Origin of the sequence: uncultured Polaribacter sp. (genome assembly GCF_947501385.1) — a bacterium.
GTDB lineage: Bacteria > Bacteroidota > Bacteroidia > Flavobacteriales > Flavobacteriaceae > Polaribacter.
In genome coordinates this window covers 1-24,874 of the sequence record NZ_CANMVP010000021.1, presented here as the reverse complement: position 1 = coordinate 24,874, position 24,874 = coordinate 1, and the positions used below count along the sequence as shown (strand labels likewise).

Sequence of the window (24,874 nt, the reverse complement as noted above, 5' to 3'; positions counted from 1 at the left end):
ATAACAAAACTTTTTCTTTGAACAATAAACTTCATATTTTATTTCTTTGTGGTTGGTATCCTTCTCGAGTTTTACCAACAAATGGCGATTTTATTGAAAGACACGCACGTGCAGTATCTTTAAAACATAAAGTAACCGTTTTTCATATGATTACAGATAATAATTGCATTAAAAATATGGAAGTAGTTTCTACAAAGGAAGAGCATTTAACAGTGCATATTGCTTACATAAAACCTCAAAAAATCATTTTAAAAAAAATATTATTATTTTGGAAAGCTTATAAACTTCTTTTAGGCAAAACTGATACTTTTGATGTTATTCATTTAAATGAGATTTTTCCTTTTGGAATTTTTGCAAGACAAACATCTAAAAAAAGAAACATACCCTATTTAATTTCTGAACATTTTACAGGATTTTTAAAAACGTCAAATTTTAAATTTAGTTTTTTAAAAAAGTTTATTTCTAAGCATATTATAAGAAATGCGGATACCGTTTGTCCTGTAAGTAATTACCTATCAGAAAACATGCAAGAGTTAGGTTTTGATGGGAATTATGTAACCGTAGCAAATGTGGTAGATACAGATTTATTTATTCCGAAGGAGAAAGACAACAAAATTTTAAAATTAGTACATGTCTCTAGTTTAAAAGATGAACATAAAAACATCAAAGGAATGTTGCGGGTTGCAAAACTTTTAGATGAGCAAGTAAATGACTTCGAATGGAAATTTATTGGTAATAATGGTATTGGATTTAAAGAGTTTCTAAAAGAATTAAATATAAAAAACGGTAAAATATCTTTTATAGATCATCAAACGCAAGAGGAATTGGTTACTAATTTACAAAATGCTTCTGTATGTATTTCATTTAGTAATTACGAGACTTTTGGCATTGTAATTCCAGAAGCAATTGCATGTGGAACTCCTGTAATTGCAACGAATACAGGTATTACAATAGATTTTAGTGAGTATGATTTTTGCCAAGTAATTCCCATAAAAAATGAAGTATTGTTATTACAAGAAATTTTAAACTCTAAAAAAACGTTTGCTAACTTAGAGGTAGAAAAAATGCATCATTTTATACAACAACAATTTAGCAAAGAAGTTATTTCTAATAAATTTTCTTTACTTTACTACCAATCTTTAAAAAGGTAATTTGAATTTAATAACATCTTACATTGCAAATTTTTTAGGCAGAAAAGGAAGCTATGTTCTTTTTGCCACAATTTTTGCAAGAATATTTTCATTTTTAGCGGCCTGGTTTGCATTAAAGTTGATTCCTAACAAAGAATTAGGAGTTGTGCTTTTTGCTTATAATATTATCATTTTTATAGTACCAATTAGTGGCTTAGGCTTGCATCAAAGTTTTTTAAGATATGGCGCATTATTAAAATCTGCTGAAGAAAAAAATAGCTTGTTTTTGTATGTTTTAAAAAAAGGTTTTCTAGTTTCTTTACTTCTAATTGTATTGATTAATATAAGTGCTTTTTTTATTGATTTTCAGTTTCAGAATACCAAAATATATTTAGTATTATTGTCTTTTATCATAATCCCTTCCTTTCTTTTAGAGATTATAAAAGCGCAACTACGTCTAAATCACAATAATAAAAGTTTTGCATATACAGAAATTGTTCAAAGTATTTTCTTACTAATAAGCGTTGTAGTTTTAAGTTATTTTTTTGCCGAACTCGGCTACGCGATTGCGTTGGTTTTAGCGCCAACCCTAACTGCTCTGCTATTTATCACTAAAATTAATATCAATTATAGATTAAAAGATAAACTTCAAATTACTGATTTTACTTTTTGGAAATATGGTTTCTTCGCAAGTTTGTCTAACGTAGTTACTCAGCTACTTTTTATAATAGATATTCTACTAATTGGCTATTTACTTGTTAATACAGAAATGGTTACCAATTACAGATATATTTCGCTAATTCCTTTTAGCTTATTGTTTTTACCTCGTGTTTTTATTGCGACAGATTTTGTTGCCTTTACAGAAAAAATTTACGATAAAAAATATATTGAAAAATATATAAAAAGTTACATGTTGTTATTTTTAATTGTGAGTTTTATGCTCGTAACCGCATCCTACTTTTTTGGTGATTTTGTCTTAAAACTGCTGGATGAAAATTTTGTAAAATACTCACAAACTTTTTTTATTTTAATGGTAGGCATTTCTGGAATTTTTATTTTTAGAGGTCTTTTTGGTAACTTACTATCTTCTATAGGGAAAGCGCATGTTAATTATTATATTGCTACCATAGCACTCGCCTTTAACATCGCTAGTAATTATTATTTAATCCCTATATATGGTATTAAAGGAGCTGCCATAACCTCTGCAATACTGATGTGGTTTACAGGAATTGTATCTGCAATATGTTTTAAATTACTTTATAATAAAGTTCTATTGAAAACTGAATAGTTTTCTTCTTTAGCACCAAAACTTCTGTAAAATCTACCAATATTAGGCATATTCCCACCTTCAAAATCAAGAATTAGATTCGAATTCACATTTTGTTTTATTACCCTAGAAATAAGGAAGCTTGCGGTTTGTAAAGATCTACCCTCCTCTGAAAATGCCGAATATAAATAAATAATTCGATCCTTAGATTTTATAAAAAAACCTCCACCTAATAATACTCCATTTTTAAAAACTCCTAAAACTATTCCGTTCTCTTTTTGAAGAGATACACTTTCTAAATGTAATAATTTTTCTTTGGGAATTTTATATTTGTAAAATTTATTTTGAATATCTATAAGGTTTTTCAAAGTTGTTTTTTGTAGTTTTAAGTCCAGTTTCTCTCCAACTTTTATTGCATGTTTCCTTCCTTTAGAGAAGCTTTTTTGTATTGTTGAATATTCATTAGAAATATCCAATAAATAATTTAATAATTCAGATTTTTTCGAAATTAGTAGATTCTCAGAATTCAGATTTAAAGAAACTTTTAAAAATTTAAGTGGGATTTTGTTTATGAATTTTAATTGAAGATCATTAGATATTTCAACTTTAGAAAAAATGCCTAATTGCTGGCAAAAATGAGGCTGGCTAACATATTTTATACCATATTTTTTTCTCCAAGGAATAGGCATTACAGCTTTATAATCATCCAAAACCAAGACATCCCAATTTTCTGCAACAATATCTAAATACCAAGAAAATGCATAGATTCTAGATTGAACAGATTTTTCGATACAGTCATCGTACTTTTCAATGTCTAAATCTTGTCTTTTAACGTAATGAATCATGCTAAGAAGTTGCAATTTTTATCATAGACTCATACAAGCGTTTCCAACCTTTCCATCGCAAATAATTGCTTAAAGTCTCATTGTGGAATAAGGTAATAAAAGTACCATTTACCGCTTTTACTTCGTTTCTTAAATCTCTAATTTTTCCTATAGATTGTTTGGGTGTTATTTTTAGATAATCGTTTAAAGTAGTATCCATCAAAGCAAATGGAAAAATTTTTAATGGTGTCTGAATTTCAAAATCTAAATCATAAAAATAGAAAGGTGTACAGGTACTCGCCCTAAAACCTACATTACTTGCATAGCCCATTGAGTAGTCTTCTTCTATTTCTAAATCTATTAATTGTTGATAGGTATCTGGCAAATTAAAGCGCAGGTAATGTTGCCTAGATCTAATGATGGGTGTATTTGTTATGTTTTCTAAACGTTCTTTTTCTTTCTTTAAAATCGCTATATTTTGCATGGTAAAATACGACGGATGCAGCCCAACACTAGCATAATCTACCAAGTCTTTTACTAACAGTCTATATTTATTTTTAGAGAAAGAAACATTGGTATCGAAAGTTGTATAATCTCCAACAGAACAAAAGAAAATAGTTTGAACATCTTGAGCTTTTTTAATGTCTAATATTTTTTGAAAATTATCAAAAGGATCTTTCTTTATATTCAATAACACAGCAAGTCTGTTCCAAATATTTAACAGTCTAAATTTAAAAATGTCATTCAGAAAACCTCCACAAGATCTTACAAAGTTTTTGTATTTATAAGCAAAAGCATTGTCTATGTCTATCGTAGAAATATAGTTATAAGTTCTTGTTTTATATTCGTAATTTGGAAATCGTTCTTTTAAAGATGCTAATAGTTTGTATGCCCAAATGTCTACTACAGGTTTTTCTAAAAAACCGTTTTTAAATGCGAGACTTTGTGCTGCTGTATAACGTGCATGCGTATCTTTTACATGAGGCAAATATTCTTCATAGCGAGAAATTAAATAGAAACTTGCCGCAAAAATATCAAACGGAATGGCAGATTTATTTCCTGTTGCAAAAAAACAAGGAATGCTGTCCCATTTTTGAATGTTCATCTCTAGATCATTTACACCTTGCTCGAATAATAAGTTGTTGCTTTTTATAAAAAATTCGGTTCCTAACGGAGTTTTAGTATATGTTAATTTAGGACCATTGTGTGCTACAAATTCATCAACCTTCGTAGTAAAACCTACAGGTATTAAAAGTGTTCTTGTTAAGATATGTTTAAATATATAACGAACTCTTGGTGTAATTTTATGTGTATAAACTAAGATCATATTTCAGTATTCAGTCAGCAGTATTCAGTCAGCAGTATTCAATAAACATTTATAAACTAAAACTGCTTTACTGTTTTACTGAATACTGCCAACTTGTTGCTTGCTAAAGCAACCCTTCATCCGCAAAGCTAAAATAAGCTTTTTCGGTAATAATTAAATGGTCTAAGAGTTTAATATCTAAAGTGGTTCCAGCGTCTTTTATTTTTTTCGTAAGTTCTCTGTCTGCACTGCTTGCTTCTAATTTTCCTGAAGGATGATTATGACAAACAATAATAGCAACAGCGGCCATTTCTAACGCTTTTTTAAACAGCAAACGAATGTCTACAATAGTGGCTGTTAATCCGCCTTTACTAATTTGAGATTTTGCGACTACTTTATTCGAATTGTTTAAAAACAACACCCAAAATTCTTCATGTGCTAAATCTCCAATAATGGGTTGCATTGCATTCGCAACATCTTTACTGCTTGTAATTTTCGGTTTTTCTAAAGCAATTTCTAACTGTCTTCTTTTCCCCAATTCTAAAGCCGTAATAATAGCAATAGCTTTGGCTTCTCCAATTCCTTTAAACTCCGATAATTTTTCTACGGAAAGTTTTGCAAGTTCGTTGATGTTACCGTTTACAGATTTAAGAATTCGTTTAGACAACGCAACAGCACTTTCCTCTCGATTACCAGAACCAATTAAAATGGCAATTAGCTCAGCATCAGAGAGTGTTGTTTTTCCCTTTGAAACTAATTTTTCTCTAGGTCTGTCATCTAATGCCCAAGATTTAATAGTTAGTTTCTCCATATATTTTTTTTATAAAAGTACAAAATAGAAACCTAAATGTATTTTCAAAAGCTGTTGTAAATTATTTAAACTTTGATGTTTAATAAATTTTAATTGAAATACCTACCCATTTTCCACTGTAAAAAAGAATCTCAATTTTTAAAAAAACAGTTTCAAGACTTTCGTATCTTTGCACTTTATATTCTATATATTTTATATGAAGATTATTATAGCAGGTGCTGGAGATGTTGGCTTTCATTTAGCAAAACTACTTTCCTACGAATCTCAAGACACTTACATTATAGATTTTGATGGCGATAAGTTAAATTATCTCAACAGTCATTTAGATGTTATTACTAAAAAAGGAGATGCAACTTCTATAAAGCTTTTAAAAGAAATTGGTATTGATTCTGCAGATTTGCTAATTGCAGTAACAGAAAGCCAAAATACTAATTTTACAATTGCTGTAATTGGTAAATCTTTAGGAGTTAAAAAAACAATTGCTCGCATAGACAATCCAGAATTTTTAAATGAATGCGAAGTAGATTTTAAACAATTTGGTTTAGATTTTATGATTTCTCCGCAAGAATTAGCGGCGAATGAAATTAAAATGTTGTTAAATCAATCTTCTTTTAACGATACTGTTGAATTTGAAAGTGGTCTTTTTAATATTATGGGAACCTCTTTAACCTATAAATCGCCTTTGGTAGATTTAACGGTAAAAGAAGCGAAGCAAAAATTTAAAAACATCGATTTTATAACCATTGCAATTAAAAGAGAAAACGTTTCTCAAACCATTATTCCTAGAGGAGATACTACGTATCAATTAAATGACCAAGTTTATTTTTCTGTACCAAGTTATAGTATAAAAGACTTGTACCCTATTATTGGTAAGAAGAAAATCGATATAAAAAACGTAATTATTCTTGGTGGAAGTAGTATTGGCGAAAAAACTGCAAGAAATTTATGCCAAAATAATTTTCAAGTTAAGTTGATTGAAAAAGATAAAGAAAAAGCAGAAAATCTTGCAGAAGATTTAGAAAATGTGTTGGTCATCAATGGAGACGGAAGAGATCTGGAACTATTAGAAGAAGAAAATATTAGAGAAACAGATGCATTTATTGCTGTAACGGGCAACTCTGAAACCAATATCATGTCTTGTTTGGTAGCCAAATCTAAAGGTGTTAAAAAAACCATTGCTTTGGTAGAAAATATGGATTATATAGATATCTCTCAAACCATTGGAATTGAATCTCTGATTAATAAAAAATTAATTGCTGCAAGTAATATTTTTAGACATATTAGAAAAGGTGAAATATTAGCGTTAGCAAATTTACATAACATAGATGCTGAAGTTTTTGAGTTTGAAGTAAGACCGAATGCAAAAGTAACCGAGAAACCAATTAAAGATTTAAATTTCCCAAGAGAAGCTGTTTTTGGTGGAATCATTAGAGACGAAAAACCTTTAATGTCTTTTGGAGAAATGCAAATACAAGACGGAGATAAAGTAATTGTCTTTTGTCTTCCTGAAGCAATTCATACCGTAGAAAGTCTATTTAGATAAAAATGGGGACTTTAAACACAAAAATAATTTATCGTTTTTTAGGCATTACGGCTATTCTAAATGGCTTGTTTATGTTTGTGGCATTTCCCTTTAGTCTGTATTATGATGAACCCCAAAAATGGGGAATTTTAAATGCTGGTATCATTACCATATTTATTGGAATTCTATTTTATTTCTTAAACAAACCATTAAACACAAACATTCAAAAGAAAGAAGGTTATTTAATTGTAACCTTAGGTTGGCTAACACTTTCTTTTACAGGAATGTTACCGTATCTACTCTCTGGTGCAATTCCAAATATTTCAGATGCTTTTTTTGAAACTATTTCTGGCTACTCCACTACAGGATCATCAATTTTAACAGATATCGACAATATGCCAAAAGGAATTTTGTTTTGGCGAAGTGCAACGCACTGGATTGGTGGTATGGGAATTATTGTTTTAACCATTGCTATTTTGCCGCTTCTAGGAATTGGAGGCATGCAGCTATTTATGGCAGAAGCACCAGGACCTTCCGCAGATAAATTACATCCAAGAATTACAGACACTGCCAAAAGATTGTATTTAATTTATGTTGCTTTAACTTTAGCCGAATTTTTCTTGCTAAAATTTGCAGGTATGACTTGGTTCGACGCTATCAATCATGCAATGGCAACCATGAGCACAGGTGGTTTTTCCACAAAATCTGACAGTATTGCATTTTACAACGGTAAACCATTGATACAATACATTATAATTGTCTTTATGTTTATTGCAGGCACCAATTTTGTACTCACTTATTTTGCATTGAAAGGCAAAGTTCAAAAGGTGTTTAAAAGTGAAGAATTTAAATACTATATGTTTGGAATTTTAGGAATTTCGGCACTGGTTTCAGTAATTATTCTCTTTTTTCAAGACCCGAACTTAGCATCTGTTTTAGCACATCCAGAAATATTTGGCAAAACTGAAAGCGCTATCAGACACTCGCTTTTTATGGTTACTTCTGTGGTAACTACTACAGGTTTTGTATCTGCAGATTTTACAATGTGGAATTTCTTTGCAACAGGTATTTTCTTTGCTTTATTTTTTACGGGAGGTTCTGCGGGTTCTACGAGTGGTGGTGTAAAAGTTGTTAGACATATAGTGATGTTAAAGAATAGTTTTTTAGAGTTTAAAAAAGCATTACACCCAAATGCCATTATCCCTGTTCGATATGACGGGCAGTCTGTTGATAAAAATATTGTCTTTAGTATTTTGTCTTTCTTTATTATTTACATGCTCATTTTTGTTATTTCTTCTGTAATACTAACATTATTGGGTTTAGATTTTTTATCTGCTTTGGGTGCTGCAGCTTCGTCTTTAGGGAATATTGGCCCCGCAATTGGCTCTGTAAGTCCTATAGATAATTTTGCACATTTATCAAATGGGGCAAAATGGTTTTGTTCTTTTTTAATGCTAATTGGGCGTTTAGAACTTTTTACGGTATTGATCTTATTTACACCTTTCTTTTGGCGTAAAAATTAAATAATTTCTATTTCTTCAATTTAATAAAAAATTTCTTGAAACCGACTATCCTCGCAGAGCCGTAGAGGCACTTCGATGAGCTCAGCAGAACTATTGTGCCGGTTTCATTTTAACCTCGGAGCCAAAAACCGAAATTTTATATTTTGCCCCACCCAGAATTGCTTTTTCACAATTCCGACTTCCCCCCAAGAGAAGGTATGATCGGAAACCCCGCAGAGCCATCGGAGAATTATAAAGATTAAAATTATCAGTTCACAATTTTTATATCCTAAAATTAAATATCTTTTTTTTACATAAACAACTGATAAACAGTGGTTAAATAAAAAAAAATTTATATATTTAAGCTCTAAATTTAAATTATTATGAAAAAACATACCATTTTAATTCTTTTATTGTTTTTAATAATAGGATTTAACAAAGCTTGGGCGCAAACTATTCTTTCTGCTGGTGACGTTGCCATTACATCGTTTAATGCTGATACGAATGATGAAATCAGTTTTATTTTATTAAAAGATATTACTGCAAATACAAAAATTTACTTAACAGAAAATGGATGGGATGATGATGCTAATGGTGGTGGTGCAGCACCAACATGGGGCAATACAAATCAAGGTACTTTAGAGTGGACCAGTTCTTCAGCAATGAGGGTTGGTGCACAGATACAAGTTACAACTCCAAAGTTGAATGCAACTCTAAAGGTTAGTGAGGGAACTATTATTAAATATGGCACATGGTCAACATTAGCTTCTTCTGACTCAATAATTATCTATCAAGGTACTGCAAAGCCAGATGATGGAACGGAAGTAACTCAGTTTATTTGGGCTTTTAATACAGGTGCTAACGATTGGGTTTCTGATGCTACAGGTAGCAATAAGACTACTGGCATACCAACAGGCTTAATAGACGGCACCAATGCTATTTCATTTAAAGGTGTCACAGAAGATGATAATTTACAATACAATTGCAATGTAACTTCGGTAAATGACATTACAGCATTAAGAACTTCACTAGCTACAGAATCAAATTATAATACAAACAATACCAATGCAAATTATAAGGCACCCATTTGTATTACTACAACTTGGAATGGCGCTACAGATTCTTCTTGGTCCAATACAGCTAATTGGAGTGATGCTGTACCTTCTTACGGATTTAACGTAACAATACCAGATCTTGCAAAAGCCCCAGTAATTGGTTCTAATACGGCAGCAAGTGTTGGAAATTTAACTATTACTGAAACTGAAGGTCTAACAATTAATTCAGGAGGTACTTTAATTGTTTCGGGTACTTCATCAGGAAATGTTACCTACAAAAGAAATTTAGCAACCACAAATTGGTATTCTGTATCACCGCCAGTGAGTGGAGAAATCATGACAGATATGAGAGCAAATAACGATTTTGCTCCTGGTACCAGTGGTGGTAGAATTGGTTTTGCACCTTATGACAATTCTCAAGCTGATCCTAATAATAGGTGGGCTTATTTTACAACTTCTTCTAATGATCTATTAATAAATGGTAAAGGATATACAGCTAAATTGGCTACAACTGGAAATATTTCTTACACAGGTACTATAAATGATACAGATGTTTCTATTGGATTAACTCAAGGAGGTGTTAATGGTAATAATTATAATCTTTTGGGAAACCCTTACACTGCTTTTATCAATAGTGGCTTTTTTTTAAAATCTAATACCGCTGAATTAGTTCAGGAAGAAATATATATTTGGAATCAAGCATCAAGCCAATATGATACAAAGGTCTCTGGAATTTCTTTTAAAGTCGCTCCTGGTCAAGGTTTTTTTGTAGAAGCGAACTCAACCAATAATGTAACCTTTACAAAAGCCATACAATCTCATGAAACTATTGGTACTTTTCAAAAAACGGCTAATACAACTATCCCAAAAATTACGCTATACATGAGCGATAATACTTCATCAAGATATACAGATATTTATTATATAAATATGACTACTACAGGGTTTGATAATGGATACGATGGTAAATTATTTGGTGGATTTCCTCAACCCTTTGCATTGTATACGCATTTAATTTCTGATAGCAAAGGAGATAATTTTCAAATACAATCTTTACCAAATTCAAACCATGAAAACATGATGATTCCTATTGGAATAAATGCTGATGGAGGAAAAAAAATTACTTTTACCGCTCACGCATCTAGTTTGCCATCTAAAATTAAGGTCTACCTAGAAGACAGACTTACCCATACATTTACTAGATTAGACGTAGCAAATAATAATTACAAAATTACGCTATCTGAACCTATGAATGGGATTGGAAGATTCTATTTGCATACAACAGAAAGTGTATTAAATATTGATACTAATTATTTAGAGAATGTAAGCATTTATAAAAAAGACAATTCCACATTAAGAGTTGTTGGTTTATCGCAAAAACGGTCGAAACTAAAACTCTTTAATATTCTTGGGAAACAAATGTTGAATGCATCTTTTACATCAAACAAAGTACAAGACATTTCATTACCTAAATTAACTAAAGGTATTTATTTTGTTAGGTTAGAAACTGACAACGGTTACTTAAATAAGAAAATCATTCTTGAATAATTGTTATGATAACTCAAAACATAAAAAATGAAAAAGCAAATTGATAATAACAAACAAATTTCTCGTAAAGAGGCACTGAAAAAAATAAAAGAACACAGTAAATATGCTGCTTTAACAGCATTAGGAACTTACTTCATATTACATCCTAAAAAAGCACAGGCACAAAGTCTTGAAGTTCCAGGAACAGGATTTTAATACACGCTAACTACATTTTATAAAACGTCTCATTTTTTTTGAGACGTTTTTTGTTTTAAAAGCTCTAGAAAATACTTACTTTTATTTTTTATGAAAAAAAAATCTCATTTTTTATACAAACCCATAGAAGACAAAACTATTGTTTGGTTTGAAAATAGTAACGAATACCTCGTTTTAGAAAATATTACGGCCGATATTTTAAAAAGATTGCATAAAGGAATTTCTGTAAAGGAAATAGCAACGGCTTTGGCTAAAAAGCTAGCGGTTCCTTTAGAGAAAACAATTGATTTTATTTTAGATTTAGAAAAAAAAATCTATGCTCCTAAGTCTAGTAAAAAGTTAAATGTTATTAACGATTATCGAGACGTAAAAAAGCCAAAAAAATTTGAATTTATAAAATATTATAAGATCAATAAAAAGATTTTTAAAGTTGAATTTTCTTCTGAATATGAATTGTATTTAGTGCATCCAAAATTTGCGCATTTAGAGGTCGATGATAAAAGTAAAGCAACCCATACTTTTACGATATTTTTAAATCATAACTTCATCTTTTTTTATGTGGATAAAAATTTTATTGGTGCTTGGAGTAAAAATGAAATTCACTTTTTTCAAGGAAAATTTTCTATGGAATTGATTCAGAAGATTCATCAAAAAAAAGAAAATAAATGGATGGGCGTTTTTCATGCTTCCGCAGTTTCTAATGGAGAAAAATCTATTTTATTCTTAGGAGATTCTGGTAACGGAAAAAGTACTTCCTTGGCATTATTACAAGCCCACGGTTTTACTTGTTTGGCAGATGATTTTGTACCCATTGATGCTGAAAAGAAAGAAGTATTTAGTTTTCCCGCTTCCATCTCCATCAAAAAAAATAGCTTAGAAACCTTACTTCCACTCTATCCTGAACTGAAAAATTCTGCTGAATATCATTTTAAAAGACTGAACAAAGTTGTTCGATATTTAAAACCGAACAATACAAATTTTAATGCTCATTTGCCTTGTAAAGATTTAGTGTTTATCAAGTATAAAAAAGAGGCTGATTTGCAAGCAACAAAAATATCGAAAATTGACGCATTTCAACAATTAGTTCCAGATTCTTGGCTGTCTCCTAGTAAAGAAAATGCACAATTATTTTTAGATTGGTTTGCGAATTTAAATTGTTATCAAATTACCTATTCAGAGAATAAAAAAATGATTGCTACTGTTTCTAAAATTTTTAAAAATGAATTATAAAGAAACCCTATTCTTTGTCGCAAAGTGTTTGACCATTTCTTTGGAAGAAAAAAACAGATTAGAAATTGAGATACAACTGAAAACAACTAAAATAGACTGGGATGCTGTTGTAAAAGTAAGTACTGGGCATTATGTGTTTCCTGCTTTGTACTGTAATCTAAAACGTGCTCATTTTCTGCAATATCTTCCAGAAGATTTGGTAGCATATATGAAACACATTACCGATCTAAATCGCGTAAGAAATGAGCAAATTATTCAGCAAGCAAAAGAACTCCATCAACTTTTACTAGATCATCATATCACACCCATATTTTTAAAAGGAACTGGCAATTTATTAGAAGGGTTGTATGAAGATATCGCAGAAAGAATGGTGGGAGATATTGATTTTATTTTTTCAAAAGAAGATTACCCTAAAGCAATTGAAGTTTTAACGTTAGATAAATATACTAAAGTTGTTGAAGAAAAATATGATTTTCCTCAATTCAAACATTACTCTAGATTGCATAAAGCGCACAGAATCGCTGCCGTAGAAATTCATAAAGAATTATTAATAGAAAAATATGCGCAGGAGTTTAACTATGATTTTATAATAACAGATTGTCAAAAGATTCATGAAATCTCAGTAATGAGTTTTGAAAATCAATTATCATTATCAATCATTGCGAAACAGATTAATGATGATGGTTTTCATTTTAAAAACATCGCATTAAGAAATGCCTACGACGTTTTTCTATTATCTAAAAAAGCAAATACAAAAAACGCATTCTCAAAATTTAATACCTTAAAAAATCCGTTGAATTGTTTTTTAGCAATTTGTTATGAAGTTTTTGGGGGCATTAATTCTTTAGCCTATGAAGAAACAACTGACACAAAGGAATATATAAACACTTTTTATCTTTTCCTTACCAACGAATCTAAAAGAAAAACTAAAACCAATCTTAAAACTAAAGAACTTTTTATAAAAAAAAGAATGTCTATCATCTATAAATCTTTGTTTCACAAAGATTATAGAACTTGGGTGTTCAAAAGAATTTCAGATAAAAATTGGCAAAAAGAAAAATTAATTCAACTAGGAATTAAAAAACCGACACCAAATTCTTAACTTCTTCAAAATCTAAGCCACCATAATTACCAGAACTCATTAATAAGAGTGCTGTATTTGCTAAATTTTGTTTGAATAAAAATTCTTTAAATTCTTGCGGATTTGTATAAAAAATCAAATCTTCTCTATCAAAAGCCTTGACAATCTGTGCTTCTGTTACTTCCTCTAATTGTTTAATTTCTACAGCATAAGGCGAATAAAAAACCACAGCTTTATCTGCAGTATCTAAAGCACCTTTATATTCTGCTAGAAATTCGGCATTTAAACTAGAATAGGTATGCAATTCTAAACAAGCCAACACAGTTCTTTTGGCGTATTGATTTTTTACAGCATTTGTTGTTGCTTCTACTTTACTTGGAGAATGAGCAAAATCTTTAAAAACAACGGTAGATTCATTTTCAGCAATCTTTTCTAAACGTTTACTTGCACCAGAGAAATTGGCAATGGCTTCATAAAAATCATCTTCATCAATTCCCATATGCTGACAAATCCATTTGGCACCAGCTAAATTTTGAAGGTTGTGTTTTCCAAAAATTTCTAAAGGCAAATCTCCTTCAGGTGTTTCTAAATAGGTAATTCCGTTTTCTATAAAATGATTCGGAGTTTGGTATGGGTATTTTTTAATATGATTTACAGAAGATGTTACCACCTCTTTCACAACTTGATCTTCTTCATTATACACCATACTACCGCCGTTAATCATGGAATCTGTAAAAATTCTAAACTGGTCTGTATAGTTTTCAAAAGTTGGAAAAACGTTGATATGATCCCAAGCAATACCGCTTAGCAACGCAATATTTGGTTTGTAGAGATGAAATTTCGGACGCATATCTATAGGAGAGCTCAAATACTCATCACCTTCTAAAACAATAAAATCGTTTTCTTCTGTTAGATGCACCATGGTCTCAAAACCTTCTAATTGTGCGCCAACCATATAATCTACTTCTTTTTCATGATAGTTCAACACATGCAAAATCATAGAAGTTATTGTTGTTTTTCCATGAGAACCACCAATTACAACACGTGTTTTATTTTTAGATTGTTCGTATAAAAATTCAGGATATGAGTAAATTTTCAACCCTAATTCTTGTGCTTTTAACAATTCAGGATTGTCTTTTTTAGCATGCATTCCCAAAATAATGACATCCAATTCAGTTGATATTTTCTCTGGAAACCAGCCAAATTCTTTGGGTAACAAACCTCTTTTTTCTAAACGAGATTTTGACGGATTATGGATGGTATCATCACTCCCAGAAACTTGGTATCCTTTTTGGTATAAAGCAATTGCTAAATTGTGCATTGCGCTACCACCAATAGCAATAAAATGAATGTTCATTTAACAAAATTTAAAAAAAGTAAAAATACAAAAGCTTTAAACAATATAAAGTATCTTTAGAATTAAACTCAGCTAAAATTCAGTTTTACGCATCCAAAAGTTGTGTTTACGAAGTTTCGTTTGATTTTTAAATTATTTTATCCGTGCTTTGAAAATTAAATCTATTGATTATGAAAAATACAATATTAGCAATTCTTGTAATGATGTTGTTTTCTTTAACAACAAATTCTCAAAACAACTTTGATACACTTTGGAAAAAAGTGGAGAAATTAGAAGTTGATAATTTACCAAAATCTGCCTTAAAAATTGTTGAGGATATTTATACAAAAGCAACAAATGAAAACAACACTCCACAGTTGATAAAATCACTTTTTTATAAAAGTAAATTTTCTTTAACATTGGAAGAAGATGCGCAGTTAAAGATAATTTCTTCATTTAAAAAACATATTTCGGAAAGCGAATTTCCAACAAAAAATGTATTGGAAAATGTATTGGCCAACTTATACTGGCAATACTTTAATCAAAACAGGTACAAATTTTACAACAGAACTTCATTAGAAAATACTTCATCAAGCTCAGCACAAGACTTTAGAACGTGGGATTTAAATACACTTTTTAAAGAAATTCATCTTCATTTTAAAACATCTTTAAAAGACGAACAAAAACTTCAAAAAATAAATATTGGCGAATTTTCTGAAATTCTACAGCTTGAAAAAAACAGCAAAATTTACAGCCCAACATTGTATGATTTTCTAGCAAATAATGCTTTAAAATTTTACAAATCTTCAGAAACATCAATTACAAGACCTTCTTATAAATTCACTATTGATAATTCTGATTTTTTATGCGATGCTCAAATATTTTCAACTTTAAAAATTACCTCAAAAGACAGTTTATCGTTACAGTTGAATGCTTTAAAAACCTATCAAAAAGTCATTGCTTTTCATTTAAAAGAAGACAACAAAAATGCATTGGCAGCGATAGATATTGAAAGACTTCAATTTGTTAGAAAAAACGCCATTTTTGAAAACAAAGCAGCACGCTATTTAGAAACCTTACAAGATTCAAAAGAGGCTCATAAAAAACACGAATCTGTAGCTTTGTACGCATTTGAAATAGCGAAAATATGTAAAGAAAAAGCAGAATCTTACAAAGATTCAAAAGATAAAACAGCGCAATTTAAAAATAGAGAAGCTTTAGAAATTTGTAATGAAATTATCACAAAATACCCAAAAAGTTTAGGAGCAAAAAAATGTACCGTTTTAAAAGCGAAGATTAAAGAAAAAAGACTTTCTATTCAAGCAGAACATTACGTTCCTATTCAAACCCATTCGAGATTATTAATCTCCTATAAAAATATTGATAAATTATTTTTTAAAGCTTTTAAAATCACAGAAGCACAACTAGAAAACTATCAGAAAATTTATAAAGTTGAAGAAAAAATTAAGTTTATAAACAAGTTTGAAATTGTTAAAAAGTGGAATGAGACCTTAAGAAATGAAAACGATTATCTATCTCACACTACAGAAGTCATTGTCCCTAAGTTTGACAATGGAATGTATCTTATTCTAGCTTCAGAAACAGCAAGTCTGGATAAAAATATCATTTTTGGAGCAACTCCATTTCAAGCAACCAACTTAGCATTAATTCACAATACGTTTAATAACATTCACAACTATCAAATTGTTGATCGAGTGAATGGAGCGCCTATTAAGAATGCCGAAATTCATCTTCAAAACAAGCAAAAACAAAGAGGTGGTTATATCAATAAAAAATTAATTACCAATAAAAATGGTTTTGCAACTTATAAGAGCTACAATTATTTTCAGAATGTGACATTTTCAGTAAAAACAAAAAATGATGTTGCTAAGTTCGGAAATCAATTTTTAAGAAAAAATGAGAAACAAAACAATATTCAAAAAGAGCGCTCTTACCTAAAACCGTTTATTTTTACAGATAGAAGTATTTACAGACCCGGGCAAACTGTTTATTTTAAGGCAATAGTTCTTAAAAAACTAGGAGAAAATTCAGCAATATTTATAGATGAATTTGTTGAGGTTGTTTTAAAAGACGTAAACAATCAAGTTGTAAAAACCTTGCATTTAAAATTAAATGAATTTGGCTCAATTTCTGGCGAATTCATCATTCCAAACAATGGTTTAACAGGTAATTTTTCAGTTGAAATTAATAAAAGTTCAGCAAGAAAAAGCAAATACAATTATAAATTCGATTATGGGAATTCTGCCATAATTGCTGTCGAAGAATACAAGAGACCCAAATTTAAAACCGAATTCAAACCCATTACAGAAAGTATCAAACTAAACGATTCTGTATTGGTAAAAGGGTTTGCAAAATCTTTTTCTGGCGCCAATATCACAGATGCGAATGTGGTTTACCGCGTACATCGAAAGGTACAATATCCTGCTTGGTATTCTTGGCGAAGACCTATTTACAACTCGAGTTCGCAAGAAATCACAAACGGAGAAAGTACTACAAATGCTAAAGGTGAATTCGAAATCCTATTTAAAGCAATTCCTGATAAAACAGTTTCCAAAGAAAACCTACCAATTTTTACCTATGAAGTTACAGCAGACGTAACAGATGTCAATGGAGAAACAAGAAGCGCTACAACTATTGTAAAAGTTGGGTATCATTCTTTAGTGGCAACCATTGCTATGGATGAAAAAATAGCAAAAAACGAAAAAGAAACCACCATAAAAGTTGAAACAAAAAACTTAAATGGCGAATTTGTTCCTGCTAAAGGAATTGTGAAAATTTACAAGTTATTAGCACCTCAAAATCCATTAAGAGATAGCCCTTGGAATGCGCCAGATTACCAAGATATTTCTGAACGTGAATTCAGAAGATTGTTTCCTAATGATGCCTATTTAAAGCATGAAGAAGACGCCAATACCTGGAAAAAAGGGCAATTGGTGTTTTCTAAAAAGTTCGACACAAAAGTTTCCAAAGAAATTCAGCTTGAAAATACCAAAAACTGGCCTTTAGGAAAATACATTGCTATATTAGAAAGTGAGGATACATTCGGACAAGCAGTAAAAGATGAGAAAAGGTTCAGCCTCTATTCAACAAAAGGAGAACAAGTTGCTGACAATAAATTGTTTGTAATTAATACCAATAAAACAAACTATAAAGTTGGAGACATTGTTGAACTTCAAGTTGGTTCTGCTTCGAAAGACATGACGGTTGTTGTTCAAATAGAAAAAAATCATACAATTATTGAAACGCGTTTGTTAAAATTAAACAATTCTACAAAAACGATTAAAATTCCTGTAAACAAAGAAGATCTTGGTGGTTTTGCAGTAAAATATCATTATGTGAATTTTAATGATTTTAAAAGCGGAAGTCTATTCGTAAAAGTTATTGAAAAACAACTTTCACCCATAGCAATAGAAACCAATATTTTTAGAGACAAGCTACAACCCGGCGCAGAAGAAAAATGGAGTTTCACCATAAAAAATGATGAAAAAGATACCATGGCTGCTGAAATGTTGGCTTCTATGTATGATGCTTCTTTAGACGAATTTAGACCTCATAATTGGCAATTCAATCCTATTTCAAAAAAAAGAACTTACTATTCTTATGAAACCAGCACTGCCAAACAGAGTTTTGGAACAAATAGGTTTCAAATGGTTAATAATCGTAGCAATTATAATGAATTTCCATCTGTAAAATATCCTAATTATAACTGGTATGGATTTCAATTTGGAAGAAATCAACAACTCTATTTAAGAGGAAATTCAAGGATTTCTAAAGTATCTAATGGACAAGCAGAGCGGGTTCAAATGGTCTCAGATGAAATGGAAGAGTCTTCTTTAGTGTCTCCTGAAGTAGATGCAGCAGATTCTTTAGATGAAATTGTTGTAGTTGGATATGGAAAGGAAAAAGAACAAGAAAAAATTTCTTTCGATGGCGTTCAGATTCGTAAAAACTTTCAAGAAACTGCCTTCTTTTTTCCACAATTAAGAACAGATAAAAACGGAAAAGTTAGTTTTTCTTTTACAATGCCTGAAGCTTTAACCAGATGGAAATTGCAATTACTGGCACATACAAAAGATTTAAAATCGGCTACAAAGACTTTACAGACGGTTACACAAAAAGAATTAATGGTTGTGCCAAATGCACCACGTTTTTTAAGAGAAAAAGATACAATTTCTTTAAGTGCAAAAATTACGAATTTAACAAACAATCAATTAAGCGGATTTGCAAAATTGATTTTAACGGATGCTATTTCTGGAAAAGAAATCACGCAAAACTTATTAAGCAAGAGTGGTTCTCTCCCTTTGGGAGAGATGTCAGGAACTGACAGAGTGGGCTTTTCTGTTGATAAAGATGGAAATGCAAACGTTTCTTGGAGTTTATCAATTCCAGAAACTGTGCAAGCAGTTCAATATAAAATTGTGGCGAAAGCAGGTGATTTTTCTGACGGAGAACAAAATGTCTTACCTGTATTATCTAATAGAATGTTGGTTACAGAAACATTGCCAATGTGGGTTCGTTCGAATCAAACAAAAACTTTTACTTTAGATAAATTGAAGCAAAACAGTTCTTCAACGCTAAAAAATCATAAGTTGACATTAGAAATGACGTCAAATCCTGTTTGGTACGCCATTCAATCTTTGCCTTATTTGATGGAATATCCTTATGAATGTTCAGAGCAAATATTTGCTAGATATTATGCCAATACCTTGGCAAGTTTTGTCGCCAATTCAAATCCTCGAATTCAGGGAGTATTTAATGCTTGGAAATCTTCTGATGCATTACTTTCCAATTTAGAAAAAAATCAGGAATTAAAATCACTGATTATTCAAGAAACTCCTTGGTTAAGAGATGCACAGTCTGAAACTGAGCAAAAAAAGAGAATTGCCTTACTGTTCGATTTGAATAAAATGAAAAATGAACAGCAGAAAGCCATTCATAAATTAAAAAATATTCAGATGAATTCTGGTGGATTTTCTTGGTTTAAAGGTGGTAGATATGAAAACAACTTTATTACCCAACACATTGCAACTGGCTTTGGTCATTTACAAAAATTAGGGGTTTCAGAATTTGATCAAACGACAAAAACAATGCTTGAAAAAGCGGTAAAATATTTAGATAAAGAAATAGTAACTCAATATCAAAAAATCCTTCAAAATGCGTCAAAAATAAAAGCAGAAAAAGGAAATAAAAAATACGAAGACTATTTAGCTAAAAATCATTTGAATTATTTTACCATTCAGTATCTATACATGCGTAGTTTTTATGATGCTATTTCTAAAAATGATAAAACTAAAACGGCAATCTCTTACTATCAAAATCAATCTCAAAAATACTGGAATGATTATAACATCTATGCGAAAGGACAAATAGCTTTATCCCTTTTTAGAAATGATAAAAAAGCAGTTGCCAACAAGATTTTAAAATCTTTAAAAGAAAATAGCATTACTTCAGATGAATTAGGAATGTACTGGAAGTCTAATACTGCTGGTTATTATTATTATCAAGCTCCTGTAGAAACTCAAGCATTAATGATTGAGGTTTTCTCTGAAATTTTAGAGGCTGATATTCATCAGGACAAGCTAGAAACGATTGATAACCTTAAGATTTGGCTTTTAAAAAATAAACAGACAAACCGATGGAAAACAACAAAAGCAACTACTGAAGCAGTATATGCATTGCTATTAAATGGTAGTAATTGGGTTTCTATTACCGAAATGGTAGATATTACGATTGGTGATAAAAAGATCAATCCAACAGCAATGGAAAATGTAAAAGTTGAAGCTGGTACAGGTTATTTTAAAACTTCTTGGAATGGCAATGAAATTATTCCTAATATGAGTGAAGTTACCATCAATAAAAAAGGGGATGGTATTGCTTGGGGAGGTTTGTATTGGCAGTATTTTGAAGATTTAGATAAAATTACTTCGGCTAAAACGCCACTAAAACTAAATAAAAAACTCTTCTTAAAAGTAAATTCTGACACCGGAAAAGAATTAAAAGAAATCAATAGTACAACAAATTTAAAAGTAGGAGACTTAATCACCATAAGAATAGCATTGCATTCAGACAGAGATCTAGAATTTATTCACATGAAAGACATGAGAGCTTCTGGTGTAGAACCAATTAACGTGCTTTCTAGATACAAATGGCAAGACAATTTGGGGTATTATGAAAGTACAAAAGATGCAGCCACCAATTTCTTTTTTGATCGTTTGCCAAAAGGAGTCTATGCTTTTGAATATGATGTTCGGGTAAACAATGCGGGTAATTTTAGCAATGGAATTACAACAATACAAAGTATGTATGCTCCAGAATTTAGCAGCCATTCAAAAGGAATTCGTCTTAAAATAAATAATTAAAAATTTCGTTTGTATCAATATATCATTTGAATGAGACCATTAAGCTAACATAATAGTTCTAACTTCGCCATTCAATCAAATTAAATATAATATTATGAAAAAAACATTTTTAATTATCGGTCTTTTAGTAGCGGGCGCATTTTCAGCAAACGCCCAAAGTATTTCTAAAAATGCTATTGGTTTACGTTTAGGCGACAATGATGGTTTTGGAGGAGAAATTTCTTACCAAAGAGCTTTAGGCGACAACAACAGATTAGAAATTGATTTAGGTCTAAGAGACAACAATAACTACGATGGTTTTAAAGCTACTGGTATTTATCAGTGGGTTTGGAACATTGATGGAGGTTTTAACTGGTACGCAGGTGTTGGTGGTGGTTTAGGAAACTACAGTAGCAAAAATGATAACAGTGATTTTTCTGAAACATTTGTTTTTGCAGCTGGTGATATTGGAATTGAATACAATTTTCCAAGTGCTCCTATTTTACTTTCGTTAGATTTAAGACCAGAATACGGTTTTGGAAGTAACTTTAATGATTACGATAATGATATAGCTTTTAGTATTAGATACCAATTCTAAAACCCAATATTAACTGTTTAAGGAATCCTCTAAATTAATTTTTAGAGGATTTTTTTTTAATAATTTATTCTTAATGATTGAAAATAATATACCTTTGAAAATAAAAAACATGAAAAAAGTATTAATAGTATGTAGTTTTATTTTTGCGGCAATATTTTCATCAAACGCACAAGAAATTTCAGACAATGCAATTGGTTTGCGTTTAGGAAGCAATGATGGTTTTGGTTCTGAAATATCCTATCAAAGAAAGTTAAAAGAGAATAACCGTTTAGAAGTAAATCTTGGTTTAAGAGATGCTTTTAGCGATGTGAAGCTTACCGGTTTGTATCAATGGGTTTGGAATTTAGAAGATAAATTCAATTGGTTTGCGGGTGCAGGAGGAGGAATTTATGATGCCAACAGAACTTCTCTTTTCGCTTCTGGTGTTATTGGTATTGAGTATAGTTTTGATATTCCTTTAATGATTTCTATTGATTACAGACCAGAAATTGGAATTACGGGTAATTTAGATGGATTGAATTCTGATTTAGGTTTGTCTGTTAGGTACCAATTTTAATCTTTAATTTTACAACAGTAAATAAAATCTTCTAAAAATGAATTTTTAGGAGATTTTATTTTTTATCCTTTTGGAGGAAACTCTTTTAAAATTTTTTGAACCACTTCTTTTAAATGCAGTTCTTTTTGTTCTGGTGTTCTTTTTTCTTTAATCACTGAATTTAAAGAACCTTCCCAAAACAAATCATTAGTTTTGGCTTCAATAAACTTAATAATTAATTCTTCGTTCAATTTTTTACCTCCAATAGGTATTCCTCCAGAAATTCCTATTCCACCGTTTCTACCTCCAGAACCAACACCAATTCCGATGCTATTATTATTTTGAGCTTCAGCAGTATTTGTGTCAAAAAAGATAAAAAAATCTGGAGCTGAATTTTGTAAAAATCCTGTTTCTATAAGCTTGTTAAAAATAATATCTGAAATTCTGTTTACATCTAATTCATTTAAATTCTCACCATTATCTTCGTAGAAATCAAAGGTTTTAAATTTCGAAAAATCTTCTTTCGCATCATAATCAGTAATTACTTTAGAAGTTGAACAACTGATAAATAAGAGCAAAAAAATAAATCTAAAATTACTCATAACAACTATTTTTTATTTAATTATAACTCTTGTTGGTGTATCTTTTCCGTTTATAATGCTTTCTGTTCCTTTTGCAACAGCTTGAATGGTTTGTGTAATAACCGTCATGTTTAGCGTTTCTGCTTCATCTGTTACTTTATGATAATCGGGATCTACATCTATTGGCGTTGTAGAAAACGTATGAGAAGGCACTCCTAATCTTGCCAAAGAAGCATTGTCTGATCTAAAAAATAAATTGAATTTCTTGTACGGATCTGGAAATAATTGATACCCTGTTCCTTCTAAATTTTGCTGAATAATTGTGCCAAAATCTGAACGTTCAAAACCCGTTAACCAAGCAGTATTAGGGCCAAAACTTGGCGTTTTACCAATCATTTCTAAATTAATTCCGGCTACAAATTTACTGGCATCGATTCCTTTTCCAAAATGTGTAGAACCAATTAGCCCCATTTCTTCCGCAGTAAAAGCCGCAAAAACAATAGTTCTTTCATGGCCAACCTTTTTAAAATATTCTGCCAAAGCTAAAACACCAGTAACTCCAGAAGCATCATCATTTGCACCATTAAAAATAAGATCTCCTTCCCCACTCTTTTTTATTCCTAAATGATCGTAATGTGCAGAAACGATAACATATTCGTCTTTTTTACTCTTTCCTTCTAAAACACCAATAATGTTACTAGAAGTAATGTCTTCTTTTGTTCTTCTATTCTTAAAGGTAAACGTTTGTCTGTAACTTGTTAAATCGCCAAAAGTAGCCAAGCCTAACCTTTCAAACTCATTTTCTATATAAACAGCTGCTTTTTCTATTCCTGGAGTTCCAGATTTTCTTCCTTCCATGGCATCTGAAGCCAACGTGTATAAATGTTTTCTAACCGTATTAGAATCTATCAACATTAAATTTGTAGCAACTTTTAAAGCTGTTTTTTCGACATTAGAGGTTGCTGTACTTTTAACAGGATGACAAGAAATGATACTTACAGATGCTAAAATAGCTATGACTATTTTTTTCATATTTTTTGAGTTTTTAAAGCATAAATATAGCGAATTTAATTTCGTATTTTTGCTAAAAATTTTCACAAATGATTTTATCTGAAATTCCAAATATAAAACATACAGACGCAAACAACTTTTTTCTCTTGGCGGGACCTTGCGCTATAGAAAGTGAAGAAATGGCGTTAAGAATTGCTGAAAAAGTAATTACTATTACAGACAAATTAACCATTCCGTATATTTTTAAAGGAAGTTTTAAAAAAGCAAATAGAAGTAGAATTGATAGTTTTACAGGAATTGGAGATGAAAAAGCATTAAAAATATTGCGCAAAGTTTCTGAAACTTTTAACGTGCCAACCGTTACAGATATTCATGAAGTTTCTGATGCTGAAAAGGCTGCTGAATATGTAGATGTTTTACAGATTCCTGCTTTTTTAGTGCGCCAAACAGATTTGGTAGTAGCTGCTGCAAAAACAGGAAAGGTTGTCAATTTAAAGAAAGGCCAATTTATGAGTCCAGCTGCAATGAAACACGCAGTACAAAAGGTAAAAGATGTGGGCTCTCATAAAGCATGGATTACCGATAGAGGAACCATGTTTGGATATCAAGATATGATTGTAGATTTTAGAGGAATTCCTGAAATGCGTGAATTTGCGCCTACAATTTTAGATGTTACACATTCGTTACAACAACCAAATCAAGCTGCCGGAGTCACTGGTGGAAGACCAGAAATGATTGAAACTATTGCAAGAGCTGGTATTGTAAACAACGTTGATGGCTTATTTATAGAAACTCATTTTGATCCTGCTAATGCAAAAAGCGATGGTGCAAATATGTTGCATTTAGACAATCTAGAAAGCTTATTAACTAATTTGGTGGCTATTAGAAAAACTGTAAATAATTTATTTGAGTTAGTCATTTAATTTCCGTATATTTAAGTCAATAAAACTAGGATAATGGAACAATTTGAAGGACAAGATATA

General features: G+C 30.7%; 18 protein-coding genes. 12 read left to right on the top strand and 6 right to left on the bottom strand.

The genetic code is table 11. From position 1 onward, the window contains the following. Nucleotides 1–17 precede the first annotated feature (17 nt). Together Q0998_RS13720 and Q0998_RS13715 are read left to right on the top strand one after the other, a co-directional pair. Nucleotides 18–1,151 carry a glycosyltransferase gene (locus Q0998_RS13720; protein WP_299670703.1) on the top strand — a complete coding sequence of 378 codons (1,134 nt, stop codon included), beginning with the start codon at nt 18–20 and terminating at the stop codon, nt 1,149–1,151. 1 nt (nt 1,152) lies between these two features. After that, nucleotides 1,153–2,418 (top strand): polysaccharide biosynthesis C-terminal domain-containing protein, encoded by a 1,266-nt coding sequence (locus Q0998_RS13715; protein WP_299670701.1) that lies wholly within the window; start codon nt 1,153–1,155, stop codon nt 2,416–2,418. Here Q0998_RS13715 and Q0998_RS13710 read toward each other — a convergent pair. The 3 genes from Q0998_RS13710 to radC all read right to left on the bottom strand — a co-directional run bounded on the left by Q0998_RS13710 (nt 2,388) and on the right by radC (nt 5,338). Next, nucleotides 2,388–3,242 carry a hypothetical protein gene (locus Q0998_RS13710; RefSeq protein ID WP_299670699.1) on the bottom strand — a complete coding sequence of 285 codons (855 nt, stop codon included), beginning with the start codon at nt 3,240–3,242 and terminating at the stop codon, nt 2,388–2,390. The two genes, Q0998_RS13715 and Q0998_RS13710, sit on opposite strands and share 31 nt — an antisense overlap. A 1-nt stretch (nt 3,243) precedes the next feature. Then, on the bottom strand, nt 3,244–4,548 hold the full coding sequence (locus Q0998_RS13705; protein WP_299670697.1) for a polysaccharide deacetylase family protein: 1,305 nt from the start codon (nt 4,546–4,548) through the stop codon (nt 3,244–3,246). A 103-nt stretch (nt 4,549–4,651) separates the two neighbouring features. Further along, nucleotides 4,652–5,338 carry a DNA repair protein RadC gene (gene radC / locus Q0998_RS13700; protein ID WP_299670695.1) on the bottom strand — a complete coding sequence of 229 codons (687 nt, stop codon included), beginning with the start codon at nt 5,336–5,338 and terminating at the stop codon, nt 4,652–4,654. 196 nt (nt 5,339–5,534) lie between these two features. Between radC and trkA the strand changes: the two genes are divergently transcribed. From trkA to Q0998_RS13670, 6 genes are all read left to right on the top strand, one after another. Beyond that, entirely contained in the window at nt 5,535–6,881 is a 1,347-nt protein-coding gene (trkA, locus tag Q0998_RS13695; protein ID WP_299670693.1) for a Trk system potassium transporter TrkA, read from the top strand. Between the two features lie 2 nt (nt 6,882–6,883). After that, a complete protein-coding gene (locus Q0998_RS13690; RefSeq protein WP_299670691.1) occupies nt 6,884–8,383 on the top strand; it encodes a potassium transporter TrkG in 1,500 nt (499 codons plus the stop codon). A gap of 362 nt (nt 8,384–8,745) precedes the next feature. Further along, entirely contained in the window at nt 8,746–10,965 is a 2,220-nt protein-coding gene (locus tag Q0998_RS13685; RefSeq protein WP_299670689.1) for a T9SS type A sorting domain-containing protein, read from the top strand. Nucleotides 10,966–10,992: 27 nt separating this feature from the next. Further along, the gene (locus Q0998_RS13680; protein WP_299670687.1) at nt 10,993–11,160 is read left to right on the top strand and encodes a hypothetical protein; all 168 of its coding nucleotides are present in this window, start codon (nt 10,993–10,995) and stop codon (nt 11,158–11,160) included. A 90-nt stretch (nt 11,161–11,250) separates the two neighbouring features. Then, nucleotides 11,251–12,390: a hypothetical protein gene (locus Q0998_RS13675; protein ID WP_299670685.1), complete on the top strand. Its 1,140-nt coding sequence runs from the start codon at nt 11,251–11,253 to the stop codon at nt 12,388–12,390. Then, the gene (locus tag Q0998_RS13670) at nt 12,380–13,492 is read left to right on the top strand and encodes a nucleotidyltransferase family protein (RefSeq protein ID WP_299670683.1); all 1,113 of its coding nucleotides are present in this window, start codon (nt 12,380–12,382) and stop codon (nt 13,490–13,492) included. The genes Q0998_RS13675 and Q0998_RS13670 overlap by 11 nt, the downstream gene beginning before the upstream one ends. Here Q0998_RS13670 and Q0998_RS13665 read toward each other — a convergent pair. Then, on the bottom strand, nt 13,467–14,828 hold the full coding sequence (locus Q0998_RS13665) for a Mur ligase family protein (RefSeq protein ID WP_299670681.1): 1,362 nt from the start codon (nt 14,826–14,828) through the stop codon (nt 13,467–13,469). The two genes, Q0998_RS13670 and Q0998_RS13665, sit on opposite strands and share 26 nt — an antisense overlap. 170 nt (nt 14,829–14,998) lie before the next feature. Between Q0998_RS13665 and Q0998_RS13660 the strand changes: the two genes are divergently transcribed. The 3 genes from Q0998_RS13660 to Q0998_RS13650 all read left to right on the top strand — a co-directional run bounded on the left by Q0998_RS13660 (nt 14,999) and on the right by Q0998_RS13650 (nt 22,320). Continuing rightward, entirely contained in the window at nt 14,999–21,187 is a 6,189-nt protein-coding gene (locus Q0998_RS13660) for an MG2 domain-containing protein (protein ID WP_299670679.1), read from the top strand. A gap of 94 nt (nt 21,188–21,281) precedes the next feature. After that, nucleotides 21,282–21,764 carry a hypothetical protein gene (locus Q0998_RS13655; protein ID WP_299670677.1) on the top strand — a complete coding sequence of 161 codons (483 nt, stop codon included), beginning with the start codon at nt 21,282–21,284 and terminating at the stop codon, nt 21,762–21,764. A 109-nt stretch (nt 21,765–21,873) separates the two neighbouring features. After that, a complete protein-coding gene (locus Q0998_RS13650; protein WP_299670675.1) occupies nt 21,874–22,320 on the top strand; it encodes a hypothetical protein in 447 nt (148 codons plus the stop codon). A gap of 62 nt (nt 22,321–22,382) precedes the next feature. Here the strand turns inward: Q0998_RS13650 and Q0998_RS13645 are convergent, their stop codons facing one another. Then, the gene (locus tag Q0998_RS13645; RefSeq protein ID WP_299670673.1) at nt 22,383–22,901 is read right to left on the bottom strand and encodes a DUF4136 domain-containing protein; all 519 of its coding nucleotides are present in this window, start codon (nt 22,899–22,901) and stop codon (nt 22,383–22,385) included. A gap of 12 nt (nt 22,902–22,913) precedes the next feature. Then, on the bottom strand, nt 22,914–23,912 hold the full coding sequence (locus tag Q0998_RS13640) for a M28 family peptidase (RefSeq protein WP_299670671.1): 999 nt from the start codon (nt 23,910–23,912) through the stop codon (nt 22,914–22,916). A 68-nt stretch (nt 23,913–23,980) separates the two neighbouring features. Here Q0998_RS13640 and kdsA point away from each other — a divergent pair, with 68 nt between their 5' ends. Beyond that, a complete protein-coding gene (gene kdsA, locus Q0998_RS13635; RefSeq protein ID WP_299670669.1) occupies nt 23,981–24,814 on the top strand; it encodes a 3-deoxy-8-phosphooctulonate synthase in 834 nt (277 codons plus the stop codon). Nucleotides 24,815–24,874 lie beyond the last annotated feature (60 nt).